The following is a 17,232-nucleotide window of genomic DNA, read 5'->3' on the forward strand; positions in this document are numbered from 1 at the left end:
AGTCGGATTCAAATGAATCCGTTTGGTATCGTTTAACTTGGAGCTATTGTGCAAGGTTTATATTGTTAATTAAAGCGATAAAATCAGCTTGTCGTAATCGATAAAAGCGATTAAGTATCTTCAGAAGTCGTATCATCATTATTTTTAACTAATTGTCGATAAGCGTTGTTGAGCTTATTGGTGATCATTTCTTGTGGGCAAGGTTTCGACATATAATCGTTAAAACCAGCCGATATACATTTTTCAGCGGCATCATCTAACGCATCAGCCGTTATTGCGATGATCCATACGGGATTTACATTTTCTTGCTTTGAAATAATAGAAGCAAGCTCGAATCCGTCTAATATTGGCATGTGGCAGTCTGAAATAATAATGTCGTACGCAAGGCTATTGTGCATTTTCAATGCTTGGTCGCCGTCTTGTGCAATATCAGGGTGTATATTTAAGCGCCCGAGTTGTGCAGTAAGTACTTTTAAATTAACAATATTATCTTCTGCTACTAATACACGTAAGTTTTTAAAACGATTGTCGTTAGGCGGGTTGATAACGCGCTTATTTTTACGTCGGTCTTCTGTGTCACTTTCTACGCCTGACTGAACAAGCGATAGGTTGAAGTAAAAATGGCTTCCAACCCCTTCCGTGGACTCTAATTCAATATGACTACCCATAGCTGTGGCTATTTCTTGACAAATACTGAGCCCTAATCCTGTACCGCCATATTTACGTGTAATAGCATCATCAGCTTGTTTAAAAGGGTTAAATAAAGAAGATTGATGACTAAGAGGGATACCAATACCGGTATCTTTAATTGAAATACGAATGGTATCGATAATGTCATTATCTACTGTATTTGATTCGATCAAATCAATATTGAGTGTAACTTCACCTTTTTCAGTAAACTTAATCGCATTACTGACTAAATTATTGAGTACTTGTGATATACGTGTGGGATCGGTTAAATAGTTGTGAGTAATATCATCTGCTACGTTATAAGTAAGCTCCAGTTCATCAGGTATTAACTGTTTAAAGCTGTTAGTTATATTGCGACTTAATTGATGTAAGTTAACGGGAACTGATTCTAAAGTTAACTTACCTGCATCCATTTTTGAGAAGTCGAGTACATCGTTTAATAACGTCAGTAAGTTACCTGCAGAACCTTTTAATGTACCGAGTAGTTCTTGTTGATGGTTATTAAGTTCTGTATAGGTTAACGCTTCCGCCATACCTAAAACGCCATTCATAGGTGTTCGTATTTCATGACTCATTCTTGCCAAAAAGGTGAGTTTTTCTTGAGCCGACTCTTCAGCTAATTTACGTGCTTTTTCTGCAATTTTTAATTCATCAGCAATTTTTTGTCGTATCTGTTCTTTGCTCTGAATTTTTCGGTAATAGACGGCTAAAATAATAATAACGATGAAGCATAAAACACCAATGATATAACTAGCATTACGGTAAATTTCATTTATTTGATCTTGAATTGTAATGTTTGAAGCTACGGGGTAATTGGTTTTTACTAATTGAGATTGTTGTATAGGAGTAGAGGTGTTTTCTTTAGCGTGTACGTAATTAATATGGAATGTAGTTGTAATAAAAAAGACGAGTACAAAGAGCATGTAAACTCTTTGTATAGAGATATATCCTTTATTCCATTTGTTAACCATATTTAAACATCTCGTAGCAAAATTATTAATTATTTGTTTTTTAATGATAGTACACCATCAAATATTTATGTCTATGAATACACCATTAAATTCACTTAAATTAGCGCTTAATCTTTTTTCAAGTATGAAATTATTGCTTCACATAGCGAGCCAGTGATACATTATAATACATCTTGTATATACAATTGATTTGGCGATAAAGGTATTTAAATGAGCAGTTATTCTTTTCATCAAGGTAGTACACCTTTAATTATTAGCATGCCGCACATTGGTGTAAATATTCCTAATGATGTGTCGGCTCTTATGACGCCACAAGCACTGAAACGTGTGGATACTGATTGGTACGTTGATAAGTTGTATAGTTTTGCACATGAATTTGGTGCAAATATTATAAAACCTAAAATAAGCCGTTATGTTATTGATCTTAATAGAGGTATTGATGGCGTTAATTTATATCCGGGCGCTAACAGCACTGAGTTATGTCCAACGTCTACTTTTGACCTATCTCCTATTTATCTACATGGAAAATCACCTTCAGCAGAAGAGATAAAAAGACGGATTAATGAGTATTGGTTGCCGTACCATAATGAAATAAAACAAGCATTAGCTCGTACAAAGGCTGAGTTTGGTTACGCTATTCTTTTAGATGCTCATTCTATATTGTCGGAAGTGCCTCGTTTTTTTGAGGGAAAATTGCCTGATTTTAATTGGGGGACTGCAAATGGACGCAGTTGTTCGCCTCTAATTTTAGATGCACTTAAAAATTTGAATTACGAGTCTTATTCGGTAGTGAGCAACGAGCGCTTTAAGGGAGGTTATATAACGCGTGAATATGGTGAACCTAAAAATAATATTCACGCGATTCAGTTGGAGTTATCTCAACGTACATACATGAATGAAGGCGAATTGATATTTAGTGAAGACTTAGCTGAGCAGGTAATTCCATATTTGAAGAATATTGTTAGAGAACTTATCCAATTTAATCCGATAGTAAACTCAACCATTAGATCTGAAGGAATAAAATAAGAATGTACATTTATGCTGAAAAAATATTGTTGGAGAGTGGCTGGGCGAAGCAACAAACATTGCATATTGAAAAAGGTATTATCGTAGATATTATTGAGGGTTATTTCGAAGGTGCTGAATCGGTAGGTGTGGTGATTCCTGGAATGATAAATTGTCATTCCCATGCATTTCAACGAGCTTTTGCAGGCTTTAGTGAAATAAAGCGAACGGGAGATGACAGCTTTTGGTCATGGCGAGAAGTTATGTATCGCTTTTTAGATAAGCTCGGTATTGAGGATGTAGGTATTATTGCACGTCAGCTTTATATTGAAATGCTCAAAGCAGGTTATACACGTGTGGCTGAATTTCATTATCTTCATTTTGATAAAAATCTAAATTCGGCAGCAACAATGGCTAAAACAATATTTGAATCGGCACAGCAAGCAGGTATAGGTTTAACTTTTTTACCTGTGTTGTATCAATACAGTGGTTTTGGTCAAAAAGCTCCTTTATCTAATCAAGAGCGTTTTATTCATTCAGTTGATGAATTTAATCAACTCGTTACACAATGTTTTGAATATACTGAAATTTATAAAAATACTAATGTAGGTATAGCTCCACATTCACTTAGAGCGGTAGATAAAGCATCATTACTGAGTGCTGTAGAGCATGTCAGGTGTTTAGATAAACGTGCTCCTATCCATATTCATATTGCGGAACAACAAAAAGAGGTTGATGATTGTATTTCGTTTTATAAGAAACGTCCGGTGCAATGGTTAATAGACAATGTGATGTTAGATGAACATTGGTGTTTAGTACATGCGACTCATATTAATGAAGTTGAGCGAAAAGCGATTATTAATAAAAAAGCGGTTGTGGGGATTTGTCCTACCACTGAAGCTAATTTAGGCGATGGTGTTTTTCCTACGCTTGAGTTTGTCGCAGAAGGCGGTTGTTTTGCTATTGGATCTGACAGTCATATTTCGGTTAACCCTACAGAAGAATTACGCTGGTTAGAATATGCACAGCGTCTTGTTAAGCAAAAAAGAGCCTTGCTAGCCTCTACACAACAGCCGTCGATTGGCTATTTTTTATGGACACAAGCATTAGCGGGTGGAGAATCTGTTACCAAGCCTAATTTAGGCGTTTTAGCTATAGGTAAACAAGCTGATATGTTGGTACTAAATAGCGAGCTATTAGCTACCTTTGCTTCAGATGACGAGTTTATTTTAGATAGTTTGGTTTTTGCTAGTCAAGGCAACATGATTAAAGATGTGATGGTTAATGGCGCTTGGGTTATTAAAAACGGTCACCATAAGTTTGAGAAACAAAGTCGACAAGAGTTTTCGACTTTGCTTTCATTCTATAAAAACGTCACTTAACCGTTTTTAAAAGTACTTGTGGTATTTACTGATGGTTTTACACACAGTTTTTTGGTTGGCTGCCTGAAAATTATAATCAGGTTTGTAAGCCTCGCAAGATGCCTTGTAAAACTCAATAATACTATCTCTATTAGCGGTTACTTGTGTCGCATATTCGATTTCTTCAGGTGAAAAACGATTAAAAGATAGCTCTAAATCGCTAAATACTTTCTTAGCATTTAACCTTACTTTAGTGTCAGTCGCATTATTAAAACTCGTTAACATGGACTCTTTTTGTTCGTTATACCATTGTGTTAATTCGGGTTGCGGATAAAAATGCAAAAATACTGCAGCTGAGACGATCAATATCAATAATTTTTTCATATCTTGTCGTATAATGGGGCCGTGTTTATAGGATAATCAATTTTTCAACAACAATATATTATATTTGTTGCTTTCCTATTTAATTTTTTTAATTAAACAGCTTTGTTGAGTAAGGGTTTTTTTGTGAGTGAGCAAGAGTTAAAAAATAAAAAATTAGTTCAAATTCCTGTAAAAAATATCAAGATACACAAGCCTAAAGGTGTTGAAACATATCAGCCAAGTGACCAGATATATGTACGAAAAGTCTCTGGTTTTTTTCAAAAATTACGACAGCGCATGAATTTAGTCTATTTTGCTTTTTTTGCGTGCTTACCCTGGTTGCAATATAACGGGCATCAAGCTGTATTATTTGATCTTGAATTACAGCGCTTTACATTATGGGGTCTAACTTTATGGCCACAAGATCTTACGTTATTAGCTTGGTTATTTATTCTCGGTGCATTTCTATTATTTTTTGTTACTGCCTTTTTAGGTAGGGTTTGGTGTGGCTATATGTGCCCACAAACGGTATGGACCTTTATTTTTATCTGGTTTGAAGAAAAAATAGAGGGGAGTGCAAATCAGCGTAAAAAACTTGATAGCCAACCCATGAGTTTTAACAAATTTTGGCGGAAATCCTTAAAACATACGGCTTGGGTGTTGTTCTCTTTATTTACGGCTATGACATTTGTGGGATATTTTGCACCAATGCGAGAGGTTGTGATTGATGTATTTACACTCAATACTTCACTTACACTCGCCGGTATTATTATCTTTTTCACTTTTGCCACATACGGAAATGCGGGCTGGATGCGTGAAACCATGTGTTTACATATGTGTCCTTATGCGCGCTTCCAGTCAGCAATGTTTGATAAAGATACCTTGACGGTATCTTATGATGCTAAACGTGGGGAAAATCGAGGCCCTAGAGGGAGAAAACAAGATCCTAAAGAGTTAGGCTTAGGCGATTGTATAGACTGTAACTTATGTGTGCAGGTATGCCCTACGGGTATCGATATTCGCAATGGTTTACAGTATGAGTGTATAAATTGTGGTGCTTGTGTTGATGCCTGTGATGGCGTAATGGATAACATGAAGTATGAAAGAGGACTTATTAGGTACGCAACCGAACATGAGTTACAAGGCAAGAAAGTACACTTTGTTCGTGGAAAACTCATTGGTTACGCCAGTGTATTATTGATTATGTCAAGTTTATTGGTTTTAGAAATAGTGAATCGTTCTCCCGTATCTTTAGATATTATTAGAGATAGAAACGAATTATCGAAAGAAAACTTTAATGGCGATATTGAAAACGTATATACCTTAAAGATTTTAAATAAATCGCAAACCAACAATACGTATAAGTTGTCAGTTAAGGGAATCGAAAATACTAAATGGCACGGTGATCAAATTGTTAAAGTTGCTGGCGCGGGTGTATATACATTACCTATTAGTATTTCTGTAGACCCATATGAATTGAAGTCATACATGAATGACATAACGTTTGTTATTGAGCAAATAGATCCTGAAAGTGACGTTAAACTTGAACATGAAAGCCGATTTTTTAATAAACGCTAGAGCTAGTATGTTACAGCACTAACGTTTATTATTGCGTTAACTTACGCTAAGTCGTTTTATAGAGAAAAAATGTCAGTATTTGATTTTACCTCGCTTTCCCCTGACTTAATTTTAGACGGGTTGGAAAGCGTTGGCTTTAAGGTAGACAGTGGGTTATTAGCTTTAAATAGTTATGAAAATCGTGTTTATCAATTTCATGACGAAAACCTTATTAAGTATGTAACTAAGTTTTATCGGCCTGAGCGTTGGACTGAAAATCAAATAAGAGAAGAGTTAAATTTTGCTTTAGAGCTTGATGAACAAGAGTTGCCATTAGTTCCTCCCTTATCTGTTAATGGTGAAACATTATTTAACTATCAAGGCTATTATTTTACGGTATCTCCTTGTAGAGGTGGGCGAACCTTTGAAGTAGATAATTTAGATCAACTTGAATGGATGGGGCGTTTTATTGCTCGTATTCATGGGGTATCTTCTATAAAAAACTTTGAATTACGACCTGCATTAAGTGTTGACGATATGCTTTTTGATGCAAGTAACATTATTCAAGCTTCGGGGTTTGTACCCAAGTCATTAAATCTTCCCTTTTTTACTATTTTAGAACAGGTAAATGAAATAGCTGCCGCTCAATACAAACCTAAAAAACAAATTAGGTTACATGGTGATTGCCATGCTGGAAATATATTTTGGACGGATAAAGGTCCTCATTTTGTTGATTTAGATGACTGTAAAACAGGGCCAGCTATTCAAGACTTATGGATGATGCTTTCAGGTGATCGTAATGAACAACTGTTACAACTCGATACACTTTTAGCTGGGTATGAGGAGTTCTTTACATTTGATACAAGTGAGCTTGTTTTGATAGAATCATTACGAACTATGCGAGTGGTTAATTATATGGCATGGTTGTGTAAACGATGGAAAGACCCTGCATTCCCTCGAAATTTTCCATGGTTTGACAGTGAAAAGTACTGGGAACAACAAATTTTAATGCTTAAAGAGCAAATGTCGGCTTTGCAGCAACCGCCTTTAAGTTTAACTCCAATGTAGCCAATATTGGCAAAACACATTTATTAGGATGTAATAATGAAGAAGATTTTAAGTTTAATTGTAATGTTATGTATGCCATTGATGGCTTGCTCGACAGATTATAAAGCAGGTGAACATTACACTGTTGTTGACGATAGCGTTTCTAAAAAATCAGAAGTGCGTGAATATTTTTCATTTTATTGTCCTCATTGTTTTAAGTTTGAACCGATTATGATGAAGGTTAAAAAAGGGCTTCCTGAAGGTACTAAATTTGAAATGAATCACGTAGATTTTTTACGTGCAGCTTCTCCTAAAGTACAAGCTTTATTAAGCAAAGCTGTAGTTGTAGCTCAACAAATGGATATGGAAGCTAAACTAGTAGGTGCTATTTTTAATTATCTTCAAGTTCAACGTGCAGTTATTACTTCTGAAAAGGATATTCGTAACGTGTTTGTTTTAAACGGTGCTGATGGAGAAAAATTTGATAAGCTAATGTCTAGTTTTTCAGTAAACAGTAAAGCTAAATTGATGAAAAAGAATCAAGATTATTTCTCATCAAAAAAAGGACCTGATGGTAAGCCATACTTAAACTCTGTTCCCACAGTTATTGTTAATGGTAAATATAAAGTGAATCCGTCAGCACTTGATAGAAATAATTTTGAAGAAGATTATAAGAAAATTGTAAATTACTTACTGACTTTAAAGTAATGTAAGTTTTATATATTTTAGAGAAAAGAGCACGAGTTGCTCTTTTTTTATGCCTTTAATCTTTAAATATTAGCGAAGTGCTGAATTTATTAATTTAATTGGTATTATTACTTTTATGTAATCGCCATCCCAATAAACTAGCAATAATAAAGAGAATAACCGCCGCAATAATATGGGTAGATTCTGCTAGTTTTACCCCTGAACCGGCTAATGAAAAGATCATCATTTGCGGAATAAAACCTACAAAGCTCCCGAGAATATAAGGGGATAGTGGTACGTTTGCTATGCCCGCTAAAATATTAGTCAAAAAATTAGAGCCTACAGGAAGTAGTCTTATAATAAGTGTTTTTGAAAAGGTCTTAACAGATAGAAAGTTATTAAGCTGAACTAATTGTTTTTTATATTTTATTGCAATGTAACTGTGTTGAAATAATGAGGCTAATTTATACGTAATATATGCGGCAAGCGTAACAGTAAACGTCGCGTAAGTTACACCTAAAGCTACACCAAAGAAGTAGCCACAGGTAAAGGCGATAACTTGTCGCGGCACTCCAATACAAGAAAGGCCTGAAAGCAGAGTAAGTAAGAGTAGTGTGCTGTAAACATTAGTGGGTGTAAACGACAGTAAATATGTCTGAAACGATTCTTGAGTAAACAGGGTAATCGACAAGAGTGCATATAAGGCAACAAGGATACTTATGGCCATTAACCATAAGATATTTTTGTTTAAAAAAAAGTGTTTGATTGTTATCTACTTAATTTTTCAAGTGTCGTTATTAAGGCTTTCTAATAAGTTACTTTTGGCTAAAGTGAATTCGTCTTCAGTTAAGTAGCCTTGTTCTTTTAAAAGCACTAGCTTATTTAAAGCATCGAGTAATTTTGTGTCTACTTTTCCGTTTGTAGAGCTTTGAGATGTTTTGTTAAAAGTAGGGCTACTTTTTTCTTTAACTTTACTTTTGATATCGGTTTTAAGAGTAGGTCCTTTTGCTTTAAGCTTCTGTTTTAATTCAGTAGGTACTTTTGTTTTAACAACTCTATCAGGGATATGACTTGGATTTATTTTGGATGATACATACCATTGCCAGTCAATAACTTGTTCTATTACTGTGTGGTATTTCTCTTTAGTGAGCCTTTGGTTGCCTTCTCTTAGATAAGAGCAAATTAAAAACTCTTCATTCTTGGTTGTAGTGAGCTTTAACGTGATTTTTCTTACTTTATCATCAATCATCTTATCTCGATGTTCTTGCTCAAAAGTAATTCTTAACTTATTTTCACTTTGGTTACTAAAAGCTAAATCATCTGAATGTGTTACTTGATTAATTACATTGTCATTAAGCAATATTTCACTACAAATAATGTCTTTTATAGAAATAGACTTGCTAACCGTATTTTCATGGCGATTGAACAATAGTACTTCGTCTGTTGTTGTGTTGAATTCAAAACGCGCAAAATTACTGCGTAACATGGCTTTCGTTTTTATAAAAAATTGGCTGTATTTATTTTTAATAATTAATAAGGCAATCCCTATTACTACTAAAACTATTAATGTGTAAAACCATGCGTTTGAAGAGGGCTCTTCAGCAAAGTGGGCTTCTTTAGCTATAGTAGATGAATTATTAGGCACTACACTTGATAATACCTTGTAAACAGCCGAATGGGTTTTGTCGAATATAAACAGCTCGTTTTCGTGTGCAATAAACAGCAAAAGTTGGTGAGTTGTAGGAAAGGTTGTATTGTTAAAATCTATAACTTTTTCGGGTGTATCCATTACCGCAGAATGTTTGTTAATTGGTAGTGAATGTAGTTGCCAGTGTTGCTGTTTAGGTAATAAGAATAAAACCGTGTTCCATAATGTATCGAGTTCTCTGCCTTTGTAATATACATTGGATATTTCAATGTTTTCATCTTTATCTTGATATAAAGGCTGTTTAGGTGGCATTAATAAATAATCCTGGCCTAAGGATGAAAGAGATATTAAATGTTCATTGTTGTACTTATGAGTAATAATTAATTGTTTTTTTGTTTGTTTAGACCAAGTAAATTGGCTGATACTTTGTGCCCCTAAAACAATAACTTCATCGTGAATATTAGGATCTTTAATAAATGGGTTGTTATGTGGGGTGGTATAATTACGTAAACCAAATTTTTCAGGGTTAATTCTTAATATACTGCCTGAATATAAAGGAGAGCTTTTAAACGTTTCATTAGGTGTTAACGAAAAATAGAGGTAACCGAAGTCATCACTCCAAGACTTTAAATAAGGATTAAAAGATAATTGTTCTATTTTGTTTTTTTCAGTTGCTGCAATACGCAGTATTTCTCTTTTATCAGAAATATTTACTTGATCTTTATTTACATTACTCAGTTGCCATTCTGTAATAACTGCGTCGTGCGTATGTAATTCATCTATTAATTTTTCACTGAGACGATTATTTTTTTTAGATGGGTCATACAGTTCGGTATGAGCAGTGTAAATTACGTTGTACCCCATCTGATCAATTAAATGAAAATTAGGATGTAAAGTTACTGCAGTAAAAATCGTATTTTTGTTTTTTTCTAAATTTTTTGAAAAATTGATAATAGGCTGTGGTTGTATTTTTTGCCCTTTAGAACGATATATTTTCCCTGTTGAATCAGTAAAAAATAATTCGTTATCACGTGTTGTATTCGTTAAAGGTAATAACCAAAAGTTGTCTGTAGCTAATTTGGGTAAGTCGATGAAAGGCTTTACCATGTATGGCGTTGAGCTAAATGCTATTTGATTGATTCCCATTGAAAACAAAAGACCAATGAGTAGATATTTTATATTATAAAATGTGTTTTTATTTTTCTTCATTATCTTCATTTATAAATGAGTAAAAGCTAGAATTATGTTTTACAGTCCATTGATTATTTCATTTTAGCAATATCACCTGCTGACAATCAATTAATTGAGATTTATTTGAGTTATTTAAATAACTTAGTTTACCTTCAATAACTAAATGATCTCCTATTTTTGCTTGTTCATTAATGTAAGACGCTTGTTTTCCCCATATGTGAAGAGGTCTTTCAATTTCTACATTTTTAAGTTCTTGAGTTACAGGTGAGTGCACAAAAAAGTTTAACAGTAATGTTAACTCTGCAAGTTCCTTGTTGTTTTCAGTTGTTACAAACTTTATAGGGGAATTAATTTGCCCACTACAGTGTATCTGGTTAAGGGATTTTGCATAACCTTTAGGGTAAGTTTGGGCATAAGTTGCATGAATAATTTCACGACCAGACTTTTTACTATTAAGTGAATAACCTTGTAATAAAATAATATCGCCTTTTTGTGCATGAATAAGAGAGCGTTCAACAACTTCACCAATAACTTTTACTACATGATAGCGGGTCCATTCTTTGTATTGATTGGTTGTTTTATCAAACCATTTACTGTGAGTGGCTAAAGTAAATTCAGCAATAGCCAGAATAGGATTAGCCTGATACCTTACAATAGGTTTATCAACTAAGTTACCTAGAAGTACGATGTTACATAAATGATTTTTAGCTGGAGAACTAAGCATGAACCTTCAAACGATATAGTGCAAAACATACAATGTACGTAAAGTTTTATTGATAGGCAAGCTTGTGTTTTGTTTTTCAAAGTGTTGGTATTTATTTTAAGCTAACACTAGAAATACTGTGAGGTTTTGACTAGAATCGCAGCCTACAAAATGCAGCTTTCGTGGTGAAGTGGATATCACGTGGACCTCCGGAGTCTAAGTCGCAGGTTCGATTCCTGCCGAGAGCGCCAATACTACATTTAATTAAAACCAATAAAACCCATATCGCTCAATAAATACAGCTTGTGTAGCCAGCTTTAGAGTCATTAACGATTAATGATAATCAATGACAATTTACATATTAAGTAGTACTGTATGTAGTACTGGAACGTAATTGTTTTATTGGTACTACATGAATGGCTAAAGTAACCCCCTTAACAAACACAGAAGTTAAACAAGCTAAACCAAAAGATACAGCCTATAAGTTGTCTGATGGTAGTGGCTTACAACTAAGAGTTAGGCCAAACGGCACAAAAACATGGTTGTTAGACTATCTAAAGCCATTCACAAAAAAGAGAACAAGTCTCAGTTTTGGCTCTTATCCAGATATTTCTTTAGCTGACGCAAGAAAAATGCGTCAAGAGTCAAAAGACTTACTTGCTCAAAATATTGATCCTAAATCTTATAGAGAAGAACAAGAGCAAGCTAAAACTAATCAATTAAACGATACCTTAGAAAATGTAGCCGCTAGCTGGCTTAAAATATATAAAACCAAAGTAAAAGCTAAAACGGCTGATAACTGCTGGAACTCTTTAAAAACTTACATATTTCCTAAACTGGGTAAACGGGCGATAACCTCTATTAGGGCAAAGGAAACCATTGATATTATTCAAGTGGTTGCTGATAAAGGAAGCTTAGAGCTAGTAAGTAAGTTATGCCAACGCTTAAACGCTATTATGACCTTTGCCTTAAATACTGGCGTAGCTGAAACAAACCCATTAGCAGGTATTAAAAAAGCCTTTGAAACGCCCACAGTAACCAATTTACCAACAATTCAACCTGATGAACTTCCCGAGCTATTAACTCGATTAAATAATTCAAACATAAAGCTTATAACGCGACATTTAATTTACTGGCAATTACATACAATGGTTCGTTCAAGTGAAGCGGCTGGGGCTAAATGGGAAGAAATTAATTTTAAAGATAACCTTTGGGTTATTCCTGCCGAACGTATGAAAATGAACCGCCAGCATACTGTACCTCTAACCACACAAGCATTAACCATTCTAAACGATATAAAGCCGCTCAGTGGTGCTTCTGAGTATATATTTCCTGCTGATCAACTATCACGTCAAATAAATAAAGAAGCGGCTAATAAAGCACTTAGAAAGCTTGGTTATAAAAATAAACTGGTTGCTCATGGTTTGCGTTCGCTAGCGAGTACTACACTCAATGAACAAGCTTTTAATCCTGATGTTATCGAAGCTGCTTTAGCTCACGTAGATAAAAATGAAGTAAGGCGAGCATATAACCGAGCTGAGTACCTAGAGCGTAGACGTGTATTAATGGAATGGTGGTCACAACATATAGAACAAGCTAAAACGGGACGTGTAGAGACATCAACTCAAGGGCTAAAAGTGGTGGGTATATGATTAATATAGAAAATAAAACAATCAATGCTTTATTTTACATCCCTTCTAAAAAAAGAGGCCTTAAAGAATTTTGCGAAAAATACTATCTTGATAGTGATACGACTGGCTGTAGAATGTTTAAGTTATTTTCTAGAACCGATGATCTATCTTTTTTAAGTGACAAGACTGTATATATGTTCTATTCAAGTAATATCCATTCAGCTGAAAAGCTTTATGATGATATATGTGATTCATTTACTAATTTTAATGAAGTAATACTTTATTTAATAAATGATGATAATCATCCTATTAGAAGGAGATACGATAAGTTTTATAAATTAGAATACGAAAAAGATGATTTATCATACGCTCATTATTTATCTGACAACTGGGATAAAGTAAATGATTATGCTTTTGAATATTTTGAAAAATATGCCATTGGAGATGCTTCACATTGGTATCATAAAAATGTAAAAAAAATAAAAGCCAATAAACTCTTACCTGTTTATAAGTTTTTCAATGATTCTATACCCTTTGTTGATGACGCGAACAGTAAAAAATGTATACCTGATAGATGTACCAACTTACTCAATAAAGCTAAAACTGAGAATGAGTACCTACGCATGAAATTAAGGCTTGCTTCAATATGCCAAGCACATTCTTTTGTATTTAAATTTAAAGCGACTATTAATAACCAAGAAGTTAATAGCCTTAAAGCAGCAATTTATAAGGAGAAAACCGAAAAATGGCTCTATGCTGCAGAGAATCATCGACAAAGTTTAAATACTTATTTGTCGGATTATTATCAAAAGCTTGGAAAACAAAAAACCTCAGCTAGGCAGCCAAAAATTGCTGAGAGCAAACATAGGGCGTTAATCCAAAAGAAATTAGATGAGTTAGCTAGCGATTCATTATATGAAAGTATGAGTAAGGAAGATATTTATAGAGATATAAGGCGTAATAAAGTTCAATACTTTACCATACCTAAAAATGGTAATCCTAAGACAAATTTGACAGTGAAAACACTAAAAACACACATAAAAGAAATTATAAATAACTTAGGGTAACCCTAACGGTAATTTGATTTTTTTTTGGTATTGGGTACATAGAAAACATAAACGATAATTAAGATTCACTTTTTAAGAGACTTAGTTATGATTTCCACTTACCAACAAAACACAAATCAATCACCTCGTATTTTAAGACGAAATAAAGTTTTAGAAATGACGGGGTTCTCAAAATCAACACTCTACAACCGAAACCATGACGGCAGCTTCCCACCACCAATAAATTTAGGAGGTAGGAGTGTGGGCTTTGTTCAATCAGAATGCGAAGCCACATTACAAGCTATGATAGCAGGACTACCTAAAGAAGAAATTCAAACCTTAGTCAAAAGTTTAGTTGAGAAACGTACTCTTAATTTGGGAGTACTTTAACTATGAATATTCATACAGATAAGTGTTTAGAGTTAAACCTACCAGAGCCAAAAAGTTACGATACTCAACGTGCATACGTTATAAAGCTAATATCTAGCGGTTTTGTTTTCAACACTAGAATGGCTAGGTATATCGGGATCCACAATTTGCATAGTATTGTTTCTACGTTAGCTAAAAAGGGTTACAAATTCATAGTTAAACATGGTTTAACTGAATGCCCATTTAGTAATACTACCCCACCACAACTTGTAGATATTGTTTATATGACAGCAGAGCAAATAACATTCTATAAAAAAGAAAAAGCCGCTAAAGAAAGTAAATTCCAAGCGACTTAGTTTTAACCTAACACTAGCGGCTAAGTTTGGCGACCGCCGCTAGTACAATTCAGAGTATACATCATGCTTATATATTTAAAAGCAAAAAGTAATAACGCTAAAAGCTGTTTTATTTATTTTAACAGTCAGTACATATCACCAGAATTCATTGCGTATTTAGCAGGGGGATTAAAATGAGCAAAATAACCACTAACTTATATTCAAGCGGCAAAGCTAAAAACGGCTTTTGTATTGATGACAATGGAACCGCGTGGGTAAATGTAAATATGCTTAATCCTGCTGTTAGTTTAATAACTGCCGCATTTGATGGTGTGCCATTTACTAACATTAATTCAACGCCATTTGTTTGTGCTGAATGGGCAAAGGTAGAGCTTACCCAAGCTTTTCAAAATGACGATAAAACATTACACGTTATTAATAGTTTCTTTAATGTAATAGAAAACGAAAGGCTAAAAGTAATGGGAGTTAACCATGCAAAGCACTAATACATTTATTAGCGGTTTTGGGAAACATTACACCAATAACCCCGACAAAATAGGCAAGGCATGTTATCACGCTAACTTTATTGAAATCGACACTATTGATATTGAGAAAATGTTAGCCACTCCACAAGCCGTTAATAAAAGTGATGCTCAATGGGCTATTTTTTCTAACTTACAAAGTCGAGTACACGCAGAACAAAGGCAGAACGGTTTATACAGTGCTTTATGGTGCGATATAGACGATACAAGCCTTTCTATTGATGAATTAACCGACAAGCTAAATAGTATTGTTAATGGTTGCCTTTTTTATACTTATACGAGCCGTAGCAATACTGTAGAAACACCAAAATATAGAGGAATAATACCTTTATCTATTGCGGTTGCTGGCGGTGAATATGAGCTATTACAAGCAATACTTAACGACAAGCTTAGTGGTTTAAATATAACGCCAGATAGAGCTACTGAGAGAGCCGCACAGCCTTGTTACTTACCTAATCAAGGCGAATGTTACGAGTATAGAATAAGTAACAAATCAAACGAAAAGCTATCACCTAAAAGCTGGAATGATGAACTAAACGAAAAACGTTTGGCTAAAGAAAAGCAGCAACACCAAATAGAACAAGATAAACAAAACGCAATAGCTAAAAGAGCTCAATGTATTGCTGGTGGTAGTTCTGTAATAGATGCCTTTAACCAATCTCACAGTATAGAGCTTTGTTTTTCAATGTACGGTTATACAAAGTTATCAGGTCGTTGGTTAAGCCCATTAAGTCAATCAAAGTCGCCAGCCGTAACGATCAAAGATAATAAATGGTTATCTCATCATGGTAGCGATATTGATCATGGTGTGGGCAGTCTATCAAGTGATGGTACTTGTTGTTTTGGTGATGCGTTCGATCTGGCTGTATTTTATGAATATCAAAATGATAGAAACACAGCTTTAAAAGAATTAGGTAATAGTTTGCATAACAGTGAGGGGGTTAGTCTAAACAAGGCTAACCAACGTGAATATATGGCACAAAATGAACAAATGAGTACCATTGCCCAGTTTGAAAAAATTGCGGCTAATGCGCCTATATTCGACCTTACACAGTTTTCATTAAATGGTAGCTCTAAAGAGATGGAAAGCAAAATGTTAGATGATAAATTTGTACTGGGTAGAATGGCTATTTTAGGCCAAGCAACGGCTATTTATGCAAAACCTAACGCTGGTAAAACGTTGATGACATTATGGTTATTAATTGATGCTATTCAGCGAGATGAAATAGAAGGTAATAAGGTTTTTTACATTAATGCTGATGATAACCATAAGGGGCTAGTGTACAAATTAAAACTAGCTGAAAAGCATGGCTTTCATATGTTAGCGCCGTCATACAATGGCTTTAATTCAAACGACTTCTTACCCATGCTTAATACGATCATTCAACAAGATACGGCAAGTGGTACGGTCATTATATTAGATACACTCAAAAAGTTTACTGATGTAATGGATAAGAAAATAGGTTCAGAATTTGGGAAGGTAGTTCGTGCTTTTGTTTCAAATGGTGGCACCGTTATTATGCTTGCTCATACGAATAAACATAGAGATGGTGACGGGAAAGTTATATTTTCAGGAACTAGCGACATTGTTGATGATATTGATTGTGCTTATACCTTAGATACGACAAGTGAAGATCCCTTTAATAAGACGGTTACTTTTGAGAATTTTAAAAGTCGAGGTGATGTAATAAAAGAAATTGCATATTCATACAGTGCGACAGAGGGGCAAGATTATTACGAATTGCTTCATTCAATTGAACCCGTAGATGAAGCCAGAGCAGATAAATTAAAAGCCCAGCGTTTGATTGATGAAAAGCTTGTTAAGAATGAGTTGATTATTGAAGCTGTATTAGAATTATTAAGTGAAGGGATTAACAGTAAAACCGAATTAGCTGAAGGGGTAAGAAAAAACACAGGTGAAAGCTTAAAGAAAGTACATAACGTTCTTAAGGCTCATGAAGGGCATAATTTCTTGAAAGGCGACCGCTGGCATGTATCGAAGGTTGAAAAAAACAAGCATGTGTATTTAGTCACCCATGTTTTTGATAATGCCTCAACGGATTACAAAAGAGCTAAGGAAGGTTAA

16 protein-coding genes and 1 tRNA gene are annotated in these 17,232 nt (G+C 34.4%); 12 read left to right on the forward strand and 5 right to left on the reverse strand.

The genetic code is table 11. The features are described 5' to 3' along the window. Positions 1 to 110: 110 nt before the first annotated feature. Positions 111 to 1,613, reverse strand: coding sequence for an ATP-binding protein (locus tag B0X80_RS10220; RefSeq protein WP_175623922.1), 1,503 nt, complete (start codon positions 1,611 to 1,613; stop codon positions 111 to 113). A 258-nt stretch (positions 1,614 to 1,871) separates the two neighbouring features. Here B0X80_RS10220 and hutG point away from each other — a divergent pair, with 258 nt between their 5' ends. Beyond that, positions 1,872 to 2,687 (forward strand): N-formylglutamate deformylase, encoded by an 816-nt coding sequence (hutG, locus tag B0X80_RS10225; RefSeq protein WP_077340013.1) that lies wholly within the window; start codon positions 1,872 to 1,874, stop codon positions 2,685 to 2,687. Between the two features lie 2 nt (positions 2,688 to 2,689). Further along, a complete protein-coding gene (locus B0X80_RS10230; RefSeq protein WP_077340014.1) occupies positions 2,690 to 4,048 on the forward strand; it encodes a formimidoylglutamate deiminase in 1,359 nt (452 codons plus the stop codon). A gap of 6 nt (positions 4,049 to 4,054) precedes the next feature. Here the strand turns inward: B0X80_RS10230 and B0X80_RS10235 are convergent, their stop codons facing one another. Then, the gene (locus tag B0X80_RS10235) at positions 4,055 to 4,411 is read right to left on the reverse strand and encodes a hypothetical protein (RefSeq protein WP_077340015.1); all 357 of its coding nucleotides are present in this window, start codon (positions 4,409 to 4,411) and stop codon (positions 4,055 to 4,057) included. Positions 4,412 to 4,534: 123 nt separating this feature from the next. On the opposite strand from B0X80_RS10235, the gene ccoG reads away from it, so the two are divergent. From ccoG to B0X80_RS10250, 3 genes are all read left to right on the forward strand, one after another. Next, on the forward strand, positions 4,535 to 5,968 hold the full coding sequence (gene ccoG / locus B0X80_RS10240; protein WP_077340016.1) for a cytochrome c oxidase accessory protein CcoG: 1,434 nt from the start codon (positions 4,535 to 4,537) through the stop codon (positions 5,966 to 5,968). A gap of 69 nt (positions 5,969 to 6,037) precedes the next feature. After that, positions 6,038 to 7,015: a serine/threonine protein kinase gene (locus B0X80_RS10245; RefSeq protein WP_077340017.1), complete on the forward strand. Its 978-nt coding sequence runs from the start codon at positions 6,038 to 6,040 to the stop codon at positions 7,013 to 7,015. A gap of 36 nt (positions 7,016 to 7,051) precedes the next feature. Then, positions 7,052 to 7,702, forward strand: coding sequence for a thiol:disulfide interchange protein DsbA/DsbL (locus tag B0X80_RS10250; protein WP_076419444.1), 651 nt, complete (start codon positions 7,052 to 7,054; stop codon positions 7,700 to 7,702). Positions 7,703 to 7,796: 94 nt separating this feature from the next. Here B0X80_RS10250 and B0X80_RS10255 read toward each other — a convergent pair whose 3' ends face one another. From B0X80_RS10255 to B0X80_RS10265, 3 genes are all read right to left on the reverse strand, one after another. Next, complete coding sequence (locus tag B0X80_RS10255; protein ID WP_077340018.1) at positions 7,797 to 8,408, reverse strand: TVP38/TMEM64 family protein; 612 nt, start codon at positions 8,406 to 8,408, stop codon at positions 7,797 to 7,799. A 57-nt stretch (positions 8,409 to 8,465) separates the two neighbouring features. Then, positions 8,466 to 10,475 carry a PQQ-dependent sugar dehydrogenase family protein gene (locus tag B0X80_RS10260; protein WP_139345309.1) on the reverse strand — a complete coding sequence of 670 codons (2,010 nt, stop codon included), beginning with the start codon at positions 10,473 to 10,475 and terminating at the stop codon, positions 8,466 to 8,468. A 121-nt stretch (positions 10,476 to 10,596) separates the two neighbouring features. Beyond that, positions 10,597 to 11,244 carry a single-stranded DNA-binding protein gene (locus tag B0X80_RS10265; protein WP_076419441.1) on the reverse strand — a complete coding sequence of 216 codons (648 nt, stop codon included), beginning with the start codon at positions 11,242 to 11,244 and terminating at the stop codon, positions 10,597 to 10,599. Positions 11,245 to 11,399: 155 nt separating this feature from the next. On the opposite strand from B0X80_RS10265, the gene B0X80_RS10270 reads away from it, so the two are divergent. The 7 genes from B0X80_RS10270 (at position 11,400) to B0X80_RS10300 (ending at position 17,232) form a co-directional block, all read left to right on the forward strand. After that, positions 11,400 to 11,474, forward strand: a tRNA-Arg gene (locus B0X80_RS10270). Between the two features lie 165 nt (positions 11,475 to 11,639). Next, positions 11,640 to 12,875: an integrase domain-containing protein gene (locus B0X80_RS10275; protein WP_077340022.1), complete on the forward strand. Its 1,236-nt coding sequence runs from the start codon at positions 11,640 to 11,642 to the stop codon at positions 12,873 to 12,875. Beyond that, entirely contained in the window at positions 12,872 to 13,921 is a 1,050-nt protein-coding gene (locus B0X80_RS10280) for a hypothetical protein (protein WP_077340024.1), read from the forward strand. Before B0X80_RS10275 ends, B0X80_RS10280 begins: the two co-directional genes overlap by 4 nt. Before the next feature lie 87 nt (positions 13,922 to 14,008). After that, the gene (locus B0X80_RS10285; protein ID WP_077340026.1) at positions 14,009 to 14,290 is read left to right on the forward strand and encodes a helix-turn-helix transcriptional regulator; all 282 of its coding nucleotides are present in this window, start codon (positions 14,009 to 14,011) and stop codon (positions 14,288 to 14,290) included. 2 nt (positions 14,291 to 14,292) lie between these two features. Continuing rightward, the gene (locus tag B0X80_RS10290) at positions 14,293 to 14,625 is read left to right on the forward strand and encodes a hypothetical protein (protein WP_077340028.1); all 333 of its coding nucleotides are present in this window, start codon (positions 14,293 to 14,295) and stop codon (positions 14,623 to 14,625) included. 173 nt (positions 14,626 to 14,798) lie between these two features. Beyond that, a complete protein-coding gene (locus B0X80_RS10295) occupies positions 14,799 to 15,110 on the forward strand; it encodes a hypothetical protein (RefSeq protein WP_077340030.1) in 312 nt (103 codons plus the stop codon). After that, positions 15,097 to 17,232 carry an AAA family ATPase gene (locus B0X80_RS10300; RefSeq protein WP_077340032.1) on the forward strand — a complete coding sequence of 712 codons (2,136 nt, stop codon included), beginning with the start codon at positions 15,097 to 15,099 and terminating at the stop codon, positions 17,230 to 17,232. Before B0X80_RS10295 ends, B0X80_RS10300 begins: the two co-directional genes overlap by 14 nt.

The organism is Pseudocolwellia agarivorans (assembly GCF_002000085.1).
GTDB classification, from domain to species: Bacteria; Pseudomonadota; Gammaproteobacteria; order Enterobacterales; family Alteromonadaceae; genus Pseudocolwellia; species Pseudocolwellia agarivorans.

Excerpts from the sequence above, each read along its gene's own strand:
- B0X80_RS10295 (WP_077340030.1), top strand. The coding sequence starts at position 14,799 with ATGAGCAAAATAACCACTAACTTATATTCAAGCGGCAAAGCTAAAAAC.
- B0X80_RS10235 (WP_077340015.1), bottom strand. The coding sequence starts at position 4,411 with ATGAAAAAATTATTGATATTGATCGTCTCAGCTGCAGTATTTTTGCAT.
- B0X80_RS10250 (WP_076419444.1), top strand. The coding sequence starts at position 7,052 with ATGAAGAAGATTTTAAGTTTAATTGTAATGTTATGTATGCCATTGATG.
- B0X80_RS10245 (WP_077340017.1), top strand. The coding sequence starts at position 6,038 with ATGTCAGTATTTGATTTTACCTCGCTTTCCCCTGACTTAATTTTAGAC.
- hutG (WP_077340013.1), top strand. The coding sequence starts at position 1,872 with ATGAGCAGTTATTCTTTTCATCAAGGTAGTACACCTTTAATTATTAGC.
- B0X80_RS10280 (WP_077340024.1), top strand. The coding sequence starts at position 12,872 with ATGATTAATATAGAAAATAAAACAATCAATGCTTTATTTTACATCCCT.
- B0X80_RS10290 (WP_077340028.1), top strand. The coding sequence starts at position 14,293 with ATGAATATTCATACAGATAAGTGTTTAGAGTTAAACCTACCAGAGCCA.
- B0X80_RS10255 (WP_077340018.1), bottom strand. The coding sequence starts at position 8,408 with ATGGCCATAAGTATCCTTGTTGCCTTATATGCACTCTTGTCGATTACC.
- B0X80_RS10300 (WP_077340032.1), top strand. The coding sequence starts at position 15,097 with ATGCAAAGCACTAATACATTTATTAGCGGTTTTGGGAAACATTACACC.
- B0X80_RS10220 (WP_175623922.1), bottom strand. The coding sequence starts at position 1,613 with ATGCTCTTTGTACTCGTCTTTTTTATTACAACTACATTCCATATTAAT.
- B0X80_RS10265 (WP_076419441.1), bottom strand. The coding sequence starts at position 11,244 with ATGCTTAGTTCTCCAGCTAAAAATCATTTATGTAACATCGTACTTCTA.
- B0X80_RS10285 (WP_077340026.1), top strand. The coding sequence starts at position 14,009 with ATGATTTCCACTTACCAACAAAACACAAATCAATCACCTCGTATTTTA.
- B0X80_RS10260 (WP_139345309.1), bottom strand. The coding sequence starts at position 10,475 with ATGGGAATCAATCAAATAGCATTTAGCTCAACGCCATACATGGTAAAG.
- B0X80_RS10230 (WP_077340014.1), top strand. The coding sequence starts at position 2,690 with ATGTACATTTATGCTGAAAAAATATTGTTGGAGAGTGGCTGGGCGAAG.
- B0X80_RS10275 (WP_077340022.1), top strand. The coding sequence starts at position 11,640 with ATGGCTAAAGTAACCCCCTTAACAAACACAGAAGTTAAACAAGCTAAA.